General features: G+C 64.3%; 11 protein-coding genes. 7 read left to right on the top strand and 4 right to left on the bottom strand.

The features are described 5' to 3' along the window. Positions 1–35: 35 nt before the first annotated feature. Positions 36–383: a nucleoid-associated protein NapA gene (gene napA, locus ON44_RS31130; RefSeq protein ID WP_040696639.1), complete on the bottom strand. Its 348-nt coding sequence runs from the start codon at positions 381–383 to the stop codon at positions 36–38. A gap of 186 nt (positions 384–569) precedes the next feature. Here napA and ON44_RS31135 point away from each other — a divergent pair, with 186 nt between their 5' ends. From ON44_RS31135 to ON44_RS31145, 3 genes are read left to right on the top strand one after another with little or no spacing between them, the layout of a single operon-like run. Beyond that, entirely contained in the window at positions 570–1,160 is a 591-nt protein-coding gene (locus tag ON44_RS31135) for a peptide deformylase (RefSeq protein WP_040696641.1), read from the top strand. After that, positions 1,153–2,151 (top strand): N-acetylglutamate synthase, CG3035 family, encoded by a 999-nt coding sequence (locus ON44_RS31140; RefSeq protein ID WP_063721656.1) that lies wholly within the window; start codon positions 1,153–1,155, stop codon positions 2,149–2,151. Before ON44_RS31135 ends, ON44_RS31140 begins: the two co-directional genes overlap by 8 nt. A gap of 55 nt (positions 2,152–2,206) precedes the next feature. Then, positions 2,207–3,022 carry an exodeoxyribonuclease III gene (locus ON44_RS31145; RefSeq protein WP_040696644.1) on the top strand — a complete coding sequence of 272 codons (816 nt, stop codon included), beginning with the start codon at positions 2,207–2,209 and terminating at the stop codon, positions 3,020–3,022. Between the two features lie 3 nt (positions 3,023–3,025). On the opposite strand, the gene ON44_RS31150 is transcribed toward ON44_RS31145, so the two are convergent. Further along, the gene (locus tag ON44_RS31150) at positions 3,026–3,607 is read right to left on the bottom strand and encodes a Uma2 family endonuclease (RefSeq protein ID WP_040696646.1); all 582 of its coding nucleotides are present in this window, start codon (positions 3,605–3,607) and stop codon (positions 3,026–3,028) included. 136 nt (positions 3,608–3,743) lie between these two features. Next, on the bottom strand, positions 3,744–5,693 hold the full coding sequence (locus tag ON44_RS31155; RefSeq protein ID WP_051182651.1) for an acyl-CoA dehydrogenase family protein: 1,950 nt from the start codon (positions 5,691–5,693) through the stop codon (positions 3,744–3,746). A gap of 166 nt (positions 5,694–5,859) precedes the next feature. Between ON44_RS31155 and ON44_RS31160 the strand changes: the two genes are divergently transcribed. The 3 genes from ON44_RS31160 to fahA all read left to right on the top strand — a co-directional run bounded on the left by ON44_RS31160 (position 5,860) and on the right by fahA (position 9,051). After that, the gene (locus ON44_RS31160) at positions 5,860–6,486 is read left to right on the top strand and encodes a TetR/AcrR family transcriptional regulator (protein ID WP_040696773.1); all 627 of its coding nucleotides are present in this window, start codon (positions 5,860–5,862) and stop codon (positions 6,484–6,486) included. Between the two features lie 136 nt (positions 6,487–6,622). Next, positions 6,623–7,879 carry a homogentisate 1,2-dioxygenase gene (locus tag ON44_RS31165; protein WP_051182638.1) on the top strand — a complete coding sequence of 419 codons (1,257 nt, stop codon included), beginning with the start codon at positions 6,623–6,625 and terminating at the stop codon, positions 7,877–7,879. After that, entirely contained in the window at positions 7,876–9,051 is a 1,176-nt protein-coding gene (fahA, locus tag ON44_RS31170) for a fumarylacetoacetase (RefSeq protein ID WP_040696648.1), read from the top strand. Before ON44_RS31165 ends, fahA begins: the two co-directional genes overlap by 4 nt. Before the next feature lie 4 nt (positions 9,052–9,055). Here fahA and ON44_RS31175 read toward each other — a convergent pair whose 3' ends face one another. Further along, positions 9,056–9,817, bottom strand: coding sequence for a TetR/AcrR family transcriptional regulator (locus tag ON44_RS31175; RefSeq protein ID WP_245567406.1), 762 nt, complete (start codon positions 9,815–9,817; stop codon positions 9,056–9,058). Between the two features lie 21 nt (positions 9,818–9,838). Here ON44_RS31175 and ON44_RS31180 point away from each other — a divergent pair, with 21 nt between their 5' ends. Beyond that, positions 9,839–11,230 carry a lipase family protein gene (locus ON44_RS31180; protein ID WP_157187361.1) on the top strand — a complete coding sequence of 464 codons (1,392 nt, stop codon included), beginning with the start codon at positions 9,839–9,841 and terminating at the stop codon, positions 11,228–11,230. The last annotated feature ends 14 nt before the right edge of the window (positions 11,231–11,244 follow it).

An 11,244-nucleotide genomic window follows, 5' to 3' on the forward strand; every position in this document is an offset into this window, starting at 1 on the left:
GGTCTTTGCGCAGGGTCCGCTTTTACGGCGGCGCGTCATACCTGGAAGCCGAGCCTCCGAGCGGCTCGCGCCTTCTGCCTGCTCGCCCGCAGTCGACGCAACCGCTTCACCAGCATGGGATCGGCCGCCAGTGCCTCCGGCCGATCCACCACCGCATTGAGTACCTGGTAGTACCTGGTCGGCGACATGCCGAACAGTTCACGAATGGCCTCTTCTTTAGCCCCGGCGTACTTCCACCATTGCCGTTCGAAGGCCAGGATGTCGTGTTCGCGACGGCTGAGACCGTCACCGTCACCATCGACCTGCTCGGCTGCCGTGACATCTTCGCTCGCAGAAGGGCCGTCCTGGATCGCGGAAAGATTCCGAGCCGCTGCGCCGTCCATCTTGCTCCCTCGCCAAGTGACCACCAGACGAAAATGATGCTTGTACGTCGCGGATCATTCAACCATGGGCCGCGGGATTGCCCCAGCACTGTCGCGGCGTGTTCGCTACCCGCCGGTAGCGAGTCGCCACCACCCGCGATCGCGGCGGCTGCGACCCGTACGAGCCCATCGGCAATAATTGCCCCCATGGCTATCCTCCCCATCGTGATCGTCGGTGACCCGGTTCTGCACAATCCGACCGAGCAGGTCACCCAGACGCCGGAGGAACTGGCCGAGCTGATCGCGGATATGTACGAGACGCTCGATGCCGCCAACGGCGTCGGACTGGCCGCGAACCAGGTCGGCGTGCCGCTGCGGCTGTTCGTCTACGACTGCCCGGATGTCGGTGCCAACGGTTCGGCCGTGCGGCGCAGGGGCGCGGTGATCAATCCGGTGCTGGAGACCTCGGAGATTCCGGAGACCATGCCGGACCCCGATGACAATGACGAGGGCTGCCTGTCGGTGCCCGGTGAGCAGTTCCCCACCGGTCGCGCCGAATGGGCGCGCGTCACCGGAACCGATGAGCACGGGGAACCGGTCGAGATCGAGGGCAAGGGTTTCTTCGCCCGCATGCTGCAGCACGAGGTCGGACATCTCGACGGTTTCCTCTATGTGGATGTGCTGATCGGCCGCAATGCCCGCGCGGCCAAGAAGGCGATCAAGCGGAACGGTTGGGGCACACCGGGACTCAGCTGGATTCCGGGTACCGTGCCCGACCCGTTCGGACACGATGACTGATCCTGCGGCACAACCGGGTGATTCGATATTGCCCGATATCCAGCTGGGTCGCCGCGTGGTGCTGCGGTATCGGTTGCCCGCGGGTTATCCCCAGTCACTCACAGATGTGATCGGCGAACTGGTTTCGCTGGATCCGCCTACCGTGCGGGCCGCGGACGGGCAGGTTGTTGCGGTCGCGGTGGATCGGGTGGTCGCGATGAAAGCGTTGGGGCCGAGGCCGATTCGCACCAGGGAGATTCGGGCGCTGGAGGCCGCCGCCGCCTACGGCTGGCCCGGTATCGAACAGGGTTGGATCGACGGCTGGCTGCTGCGCGCCGGAAACGGCTACACCAACCGCGCCAATTCCGCTGTGCCGCTCGGCAGCTCGGACGGCCCGGCGGCGCTGGGCGCGGATACGCTGCAGCGGATCGGCGAGTGGTATACCGCGCACGGGCTGCCGGTGCAGATCGCGCTGCCGGATCGGCTGGCGGCGCTGCCGCCGGGCTGGCGGAGTCGGCGGGAAACCCAGCTGCTGGCCATCGATATCGAGAATTTCGTACTGCCGCAGGGGCCGCGGATGGTGCGCATCGTGCCCGCACCCGATGACGCCTGGCTGTCGATGCACCGCTACAGCGGTGAAGATCCTGCGACACAGCCTGTTTCGACGCCGCCGGTGGTGCAGGTGCTGACAGCCGTGCACGACGGCGAAGTGGGTTTCGCCTCGCTCGGATTGCCGCAGCCCATCGCGATCGGACGCGGCGCGCTCACCACCGCACCGGACGGCCGCCGTTGGATCGGCCTGACCTGCGTCGCGGTGGCGGCCGAGCATCGCAGGCACGGACTGGGTTCGCTGATCTGCGCGGAGCTGATCCGCTGGGGCGCCGACCGCGGCGCCACCCACGCCTATCTCCAGGTCGAGGCCGAAAATACCGGGGCCATCGCGATGTATCACGAGTTGGGCTTCCTCGACCACCACACCTACCGCTATGCCACGCCGGACGGCTCTCGCTGAACCTACTCCTCCTGCGGTACAACAGATCTATAGCCCATTGCGAAGGAAGGCATCCGTGCGTCTCGCGACCTGGAACGTCAATTCGATCCGCTCCCGCCTCGACCGGGTCGCGGACTTCCTCGACCGCCAGGACATCGATGTGCTCGCGATGCAGGAGACCAAATGCCGCGACGACCAGTTCCCGTTCGAGCGCTTCGACGAACTCGGCTATGAAGTCGCCCACATCGGGCTGAACCAGTGGAACGGCGTCGCCATCGCCTCACGCATCGGCCTCGACGATGTGGAGGCCGCGTTCCCGGACCAGCCCGGCTTCGACAAGGATGCGGCCGATTCGCTGATCAGCACCCCGATCGTGGAATCGCGCGCACTCGGTGCGACCTGCGGCGGCGTCCGGGTGTGGAGCCTCTACGTCCCCAACGGCCGCACCCTGCACGACCCGCACTACACCTACAAACTGGAATGGCTTGCCGCCCTGCGCGCCAACGGCGCCCGGTGGCTCGCCGAGCATCCGGAGGCGCAGATCGCCCTGGTCGGCGACTGGAATATCGCCCCGACCGACGACGACGTCTGGTCCGTCGAATTCTTCGCCGATAAAACCCACACCTCCCAACCCGAACGCGACGCCTTCAACGCCATCGTCGAAACCGGCTTCGCCGACGTCATGCGCCCCTACGCCCCCGGCCCCGGCGTCTACACCTACTGGGACTACACCCAACTGCGCTTCCCCCGAAAAGAAGGCATGCGCATCGATTTCATCCTCGCCTCCCCCACCCTCGCCGCCCGCACCAAGGACGCGATGGTCGACCGCGAGGAACGAAAAGGCAAGAGCCCCAGCGACCACGCCCCGGTGATCGCCGAATTCACCGACTGACGTTCAGCGGACCCAGTTCTTCAACGGTTCCGTCTTCAGCTCGACGTCCACCGGCTCGGGCAGTTTCACCACGGCACCGAACGGCACCGTAACGATCTGCTCGTACCGATTCCCCTTTGGCTTGCTGTATACGGAGACCTCACACGAATCTCGATCTATGAGCAAATATATGGGTATGCCGGTGTCAGCGTAGGCGCGCGGCTTCTCATGCCTGTCACGCCGATCGGTGTCCCGGTCGTCCGACGTCACCTCGATAGCCAGCAGAACTGACTCGGGATCGGCCCATTCCCCTTGGCCCACAAATGCGTCAGCATCCGCCAGCACGCCGTCCGGCCGAGCACGACCTTTCCGATAGCGGTCGATCTTCAGCCCTCGTTCCGGCGTTACGAACAGCTCAGGACGGAACATCAGGAAGACCCGGATCAACCACTGAATGATCCGATCATGATCCCCATCCGGCATCGCCTTGACCCCCAGTTGTCCATCGATGAGCTCGAGCCGCAAACCCTCCGCAATGCGATCGGCCGCCTGAGCAAGCTCCTCGAACTGCTCGGTTGTGATGACTGACTCATGCACGGCGGTCATGTCCTAACACTACGGGGGCGAAATCGATGAACGGAGATCATTCGCAGGACAACACCAGAATATCGTCGTAGATGCGGCGTGTTGGCTTCCGACTATGTTCGGGCGCGTCCGGGCTGCCGTTCCAGCGGACCTCAGATCAAGGGTTCATTTCGTAACCGTCCGCGTGTGCTCGGGCATGCGCGAGCACTTTGTCGAAGCGCACGCGCGAGGGGATCGGGCGGCGGACGAGGTCAAGGGCGCGGGTCTGTTGGGATTTGGTTGCGGCGGGCTTGGTGTGCAGGGTCAGGGCGTTCTTGGAGAATTCGCGGACGAAGATGTCGAAGAGCTGGTCGAGCACATCCGTTGTGGTGCCCTCGATTTCGGCCTGCTCCAGGATCAGCTGGGCGTAGGGCACCGCAGTGAACAGTTCGCCTAAGGCGAAGAGGAAATCTACGTCGCGCTGTTGTATTGCGGTCGGTGCGGCAGCGGCCAGGAGGGTCTGGAAGGCGAGGGCCTGTTCCAGGAAGAGGGCGACATTCGGTATGTGCGCGAACTTTTCGAAGACGGGACGCCAGTCGCGGAAGCGGATTCGGCCGAGGCCGCTGCTCGGGCCCTGCCGGAACAGGAATTCGTCATCGGCGGTGTCGCGGCGCGTCGGCACGGGATCGTAGCTGGCACCGGCCAATTCGGCGCGCAGCTTGGGTACCGCCGCGCCGGCGCGCGGGGTGAGCTTGCGGCTCGACCAGCTCAGCGCACCGGAAATCGCCCGAACCGTCCCCTTCGGCGCGACACCCGCGCCGGGCAGGTAACGCAGCGCGGCCAATCCGGCATCGGCGGGATGGAACATGTAGTTGGCCATGAACTTCAGCGACAGCGCCATATTCACGTGCACCGTGCCCTCGAGCCGCGGCAGTCCGAAGAGCCCGAGCATCGCCATCGGGAAGTACATATCGTTTTCGAAACCGCGGGCCGCGATCACATCCGCGAGATCCTCGGTGATCCGCTGCCCCTGCCGGGTCACGGTCATTTTCTCGATCGCATTGAACAGCAGGTAGCGGCGGTCGTTCGGGGATGCGGAGCGCATGTAGTCGATGGCGCGCTCGCTGTAGAGCTTCATACCGAGCAGCCGCGCGTAGGAATCGGTAACCAGCGATTGCACCTGAGGGAACTCGGTTACCCGGTGCCCGAACAGGATTCGGTTCTCGGCATGGGTAATCGCCTCGTAGAAGGCGTGTTCACAGGCGCCGACCGCACCGAATCCGAGATTGAACTTGCCGACATTGACCGTATTCATCGCGGCGTGGAAAGCATCTTCGCCGCGATGCAGGATGTCCTCCTCGGCGACCGGATATTTCTCCAGATCGAAAGCCGCCACATACATCTGGCTGTCGACGACGTTGCGGCGCAACTTGTAGCTCTTGTGTTTGCTGTCCGCGACGAAGAACAGATACCCCTCGTAATCCTCCTGCGTCGGCTTGCTTTCCAGCGCCTTCGCGCTGTCGATGATGGGTTTGTCGGCCCGGCGACCGAATACCGACACCATGCCCGCCAGATTGCCGTTGCCGATGTAATGCTTACTGCCGGAAGCGGTGTAGCCGCCGCCAGGCTTGGGCGTGAGCACCATATCGGTCGAATAGACGTCCGCGCCGTGCTCCTTCTCGGAGAGTCCGAAGGCGAAGATCTCACCGGAATCCAGCAGCGCGGCGGCCTTCTGCTTGGCGGCCTTGTTCTCGCTCTGCCAGATCGGGCCGAGCCCCAGAATGGTGACCTGCCAGACGTACCAGTAGGACATGCCGTAGAAGCCGAGGATCTCGCTCATCATCGCGATCCGGCCGGTATCCCAGCGCTTGTTCGGATCGCCATTGGCCTCGGCAGCCGGGGTGAGGAAGGTGGCGAAGACCCGCTCCCGCTTCACGAAATCGAGGAAGTCGGCGTACCAGATCCGCTCCCGATCGTCATGCTTCAGCGCCGCCTTACCCCTGGCTTCGAACCACTGCACGGTGGCCCGCAGGAGTCTGCGGGTCTCCGCATCGAACTCGGCGAATTCGCAGGTCTTCGGGTTGAACAGGGTTTCGGGCCCACCCGTCACCCGGCCACCACCCCTCATCGAGTCGCGTTGCGACGCTGCATTCATAGCTGACTCCTCATTGATCCGGACATATACCGGCCACTTCATTCACGACTGTAGCATTATTGTTCGTCGATGTAGGAATTCGATCTTCAGGCCCGGTACCAGGGCGAACCCGGTGAGCAACGCTGATATCTTGGTGCCCATGGGTAGCGAGACAGCGGTGCAGCCACGGCAGCGGGCACAGCATTTGGGCCCCGAGCGTCGCCGCCCCCAAGTGCTCGACACCGCACTGGCGATTGCCGTGGAGCACGGCGTCGCGGCGGTAACCATGGCCGCGATCGCGGAGCGGATGAATGTGACCCGGCCCGTGGTGTATGCCTGCTTCCCGGATCGCGTCGAGCTGATCGAGGCGCTCATCCAGCGCGAGGAGAGCTTCCTGGTCGGCGGAGTGCTCGAGGTGCTGCCGCCCCGCGATGTCGACGCGGATGAGACCGTTTTCGTCGACGGCTTCCGCGCCCTGCTGGAGAAGGCGGCCGAGCGACCGGATGCGTGGCGGCTGCTGTACGGCAATCCCGATCCGGCCGTTGCGGATTCGTTCGGGCGCGGTCGCCGGCTCGCCATCGAGCGCTGCACCACGCTGCTGCGACCGACGCTGCGCGCATGGGGCACCGAGGACGCCGAGCGCAAGTTGCCTGCGCTGATCGAGCTGTGGGTATCCGCGGGTGAGGGCGCGGTGCGCACGCTGCTGGCGGGCGAGGGCGGTTGGGATCCGCAGAACCTCGGGGCCTTTGTCGGGGCGGCCGTGTACCGCGCATTGCGTCACGCCTGACAATTGTTCAGCACTTCACGCCAACGCTAGGCGAAATGCCGCAGAAGACCGCAGAGGACCGACAAAATGTCCACCGTACCGGCACCTGCGGCACTACGATGGAAGCAAATCCAGCGGTCCAGCCGGAGGTGCGGTCATGGCGTTCTATCGGCAGATGGGAGCGGTGCCGCCCAAGCGGCACACCCAGCATCGTGACGACCAGGGACGGCTCTATTACGAAGAGTTGATGGGCGAGGAGGGCTTCTCCGGCGATTCCTCGCTGCTGTATCACCGGGGCCTGCCGCCCGCCATTGTCGATTCGACGGTATGGGAGCTGCCGGACCAGACCCTCACCCCGAATCATCCACTGCGCCATCGACATCTGCGCCTGCACAATCTCTTTCCCGGCGATACCCCGGCCGGAACCGATCCGGTTACCGGCCGTCGACTGCTGCTCGGCAATGCGGATGTGCGGATCTCGTATGTGGTGGCCAAAGGTGCCTCACCGCTGTACCGCAATGCGATCGGCGACGAGCTGGTGTACGTGGAATCCGGTGCGGCCGTTGTCGAAACGGTCTTCGGCACCATCACCGCCCGGCAGGGCGACCAGGTGCTGATTCCGCGCGCGACCACGCACCGCTGGCTACCGAGCGGCCCGGAACCGCTGCGCACGTATGTGATCGAAGCATCCAGCCACATCACTCCGCCGAAGCGCTATCTTTCGAAATTCGGTCAGCTGCTGGAACATTCGCCGTACTGCGAGCGGGATCTGCACGGGCCAGGAGAACCGCTGGTCGCCACCGGAACCGATATCGAGGTGCTGGTGAAGCATCGTCCCGGCGGTCAGGTGGTCGGCACGCGCATGATCTATGCGACCCATCCGTTCGATGTGGTCGGCTGGGACGGCTGCCTGTATCCACTTACCTTCAATATCGCCGATTTCGAACCGCTCACCGGCCGGGTGCACCAGCCGCCGCCCGCCCATCAGGCATTCGAGGGAATCAATTTCGTGGTGTGCAATTTCGTACCGCGCAAGGTCGACTACCACCCGCTATCGATTCCGGTGCCGTACTACCACTCCAATGTCGACAGCGACGAGATCATGTTCTACTGCGGCGGAAACTACGAGGCGCGCAGGGGTTCCGGCATCGGGCAGGGTTCGGTATCGGTACACCCCGGCGGTTATGCGCACGGTCCGCAGCCGGGCGCGTATGAGCGCAGTATCGGCATCGATTTCTTCGATGAACTCGCGGTCATGGTCGATACCTTCCGACCGCTCGAACTCGGCGAGGGCGCGCTGGCCTGCGAGGATCCCGGATATGCGTGGACCTGGTCCGGTCGCGGACCGCAATCCGACGGACACCGGCAACCGAATCGGCGCCCGCACGCGAATCAGCGCCGTGGGCCCGCATGAAGACCCGCATCGAGGTTCCCGACAACGCCCTCTTCGGTCCGGACAATCTTCCCTATGGCGTCTTCGCGCCGGAGGGCCAGGACTTCCGGGTCGGTGTGCGACTCGGCGAGCAAGTCATCGATCTGGCTGCGGCACTGGAGGATCCGGTATTCGCCGAGCCGAGTCTCAATGCCTTCATGGCGGCGGGGCCACGTCGGTGGCGGGAGGTGCGCAACCGGATCCGCGAACTGATCGATCACGAAATCCCCAGGGAGGCAGTGCATCTACTGCACGATGTGCGCACCAAACTGCCAGTAGAGATCGGTGATTATGTCGATTTCTACGCCAGCATCGACCATGCAACGAACCTCGGCAGACTGTTTCGCCCCGATGCCGAACCGCTGCTGCCCAATTGGCGGCATCTACCGGTCGGATATCACGGGCGTGCGGGCACCGTCGTCGTCTCGGGTACCGATATCATTCGGCCGCGCGGGCAACGCCGAACATCTTCCGACACACCAGTTTTCGGTCCATCACAGCGTCTCGATATAGAGGCCGAGCTCGGATTCGTGGTCGGAATCGGTTCCGAACTCGGCACACCCATCGATATCGACCAGTTCGCCGAGCACGTCTTCGGCGTCGCACTGGTGAACGATTGGTCCGCGCGCGATATCCAGGCCTGGGAGTACCAGCCGCTCGGACCGTTCCTCGGCAAGTCCTTCGCGACATCGCTCTCGGCCTGGATAACGCCGCTGGCCGCCTTGGAGACCGCCCGCATTCGGCTGCCGAAGCAAGAACCCGAGCCACTGCCCTATCTGCGGGGCAGCCAGCAGTGGGGACTCGATATCGACCTGGCCGTGCACTGGAACGGTCAAACCGTCTCGCATCCACCATATTCCCGGATGTACTGGTCACCGGCGCAGATGCTGGCGCATCTCACCGCGAATGGGGCCGCCACGCGCACCGGCGACCTCTACGCGTCCGGTACCGTCTCCGGATCGGAACCGGACCAGCGCGGGTCCTTCATCGAATTGTCCTGGGGCGGAGCCGAACCCGTCACGGTGAACGGTCTGCACCGAACCTTCCTCGAGGACGGCGACGAGGTAGTCATCACGGCATCAGCCCCGGGTTCGCATGCGCGCCGCATCGGCCTCGGTGAGGTCCGCGGGCGCATCTGGCATGCGCGAAACTGAGCGTTCAACGCGCGGCAGTTCGAACCCCCGCATCGACAACGGCGATGAACCGCTGCAGATCCTCGATCAGCGTATCGACCATATCGGGCGCGCCACCATCGTCATGATGGTGCAGCCAGTCCGCGACGAGTTCGAACATGCCGCCAATAGTCGCCAGCGCCAAGGCGATTCGCCTGCGCTGCTCCTCCGGATCCGATGACGCCGCACCCGACCACTGCTGATCGATAAAGGCCGCCGACCAGCGCCGATTACTGCGCCGTTGCTTCTCCACCGCAGGTGATATGCCGCCCGCCTCGCCGAATGTCACCTTGGCCAGCCGCGGATCATCGGCAATGGCATGCACGAAGGCCGCGATAATGGCTTGCGCGCGCTCCGGCCAGGGCAGTTCGGCGGATGCGGTGGCCGCCTCGATGGCCCGCTGCTGAATCTGCTCGGTGATGTGCGTGAGCAGCGCGACGTAGCACGCTTCCTTGCTGTCGAAATGATCGTAGAAACCCTTGGTCCCGACGAACGCGCGCTGACAGATCTGTTCGATCGACGTACCCGAAAAGCTTTGCTCGGCAAATAGTTCGGTGGCCGCTTCGAGCAGTTGGCTGCGCCGTTGCGCGCTGCGCTGCTCGGCATCGAGACCACGGATGCGGCGCCGCGCCGGAGTCGGATCGGGCCGCGCGGCGGATTTGCTGCGGGTCATACCTCGACCATAGTCGGAGCAGTTTAAGAAAGACTTCTTGTTGGTAACAGGAAGTCGTGTTGTAATCACTGTCACGTCGATGAGGAAGGGACAGACGTGTCAGTGATCAATGAGGATCCGACCCGCACGCGTCGGCGCGGATTGCGCGCGGCGGCCGCGCTGGTATCGATGGCGATGGCATTGATGGCCGGGGGTGTCACGGCCAAGCCCGTAGCCGCAGCGCCTGTGCCGCAACAGGATTCGTTCTATCAACCGCAGGAGGGCTTCGAGGCGCAGGAAGTCGGCGCAATTCTGCGCTCGCGCGAGGTGCATCTGGCGGTGCTGACCGTACTGCCGCTGAGCGTGCGCTCATGGCAGCTGCTCTACCGCAGCACCGATCTGTTCGGACAGCCGACGGCCGCCGTCAGCACCGTGATCCTGCCCGCGGGTGCGGATCCGAACCGGTCGCGTCCGCTGGTCTCGCTGCAGTTCTACTACGACAGCGCCAGCATCGCCTGCTCGCCGTCGTTCGTACTGCAGCAGGGCGCCGGACTGCCGGGTGTCGAAGGCATCCACTCACAGAGCGAGCTGATCGCGATCGCCGCGCTGATCAGCCAGGGCTGGGCCATTTCGGTGCCGGATTACGAGGGCCTCGACGGACACCTCGCGGTGGCCGAGGAGCCGGGATATATGACCCTCGACGGCATTCGGGCCGCCGAGCGATTCGAACCGCTCGGCCTGGACGGCGCGAATACCCCGGTGGCGCTGTGGGGTTATTCCGGCGGCGGCATGGGCAGTGGCTGGGCCGCCGAGATGCAGCCGAGCTATGCGCCGGAGCTGAACGTGAAAGGTGCGGCGCTCGGTGCGCCGGTTTCGGATGTCGAATCCCTGCTGCACGTCAACGGATCCATGTTCTCCAGCCTCATCGGGATCGGTGTCTCCTCGCTCTACAACGCCTACCCGAAGTTCCGCGAGGCGACTGATCAGTACCTGACGCCCGAGGGCAAGGCGCTGATGAACCGAACCAACTCGCAGTGCCTGCCACGCAATGCACTGACCCAGATGTTCACCGATTACCAACGGATTCTGACGATTCCGATCGCGCAGTACCTCGCGCTACCGGAAATCCGCGAGGTCTTCGACGCGACCGTCCTCGGCAAACACACCCCGACCGCGCCGCTGTTCATCTATCAGGGCGTCCTGGACGAGGCCGTTCCGATCTGGACTACCGATCGCCTGAACCAGCAGTGGTGCGCGGACGGTGCGTCGATCGTCTACAAACGCGACCACCTCAGCGAACACCTGACCCTCCCGTCGCTGGGCATGGCCGACACCTTCAACTGGTTGAAGTCCCGCCTGACTCCCGATGCGCCGGATCAGGTCGGCTGTCGCACCGAGAACGTGGTTTCCATGCTCGCCGATTTCAATGCACTGCTCACCCAGATCGAGATCAACCTGAACGCCACCTTCGGCGCCCTCGGTTTCCCGATCGGCCCGCGCGAACGCTGATCACGCAACCGCTC

Source organism: Nocardia vinacea NBRC 16497, assembly GCF_000308835.1.
Lineage (GTDB): Bacteria > Actinomycetota > Actinomycetes > Mycobacteriales > Mycobacteriaceae > Nocardia > Nocardia vinacea.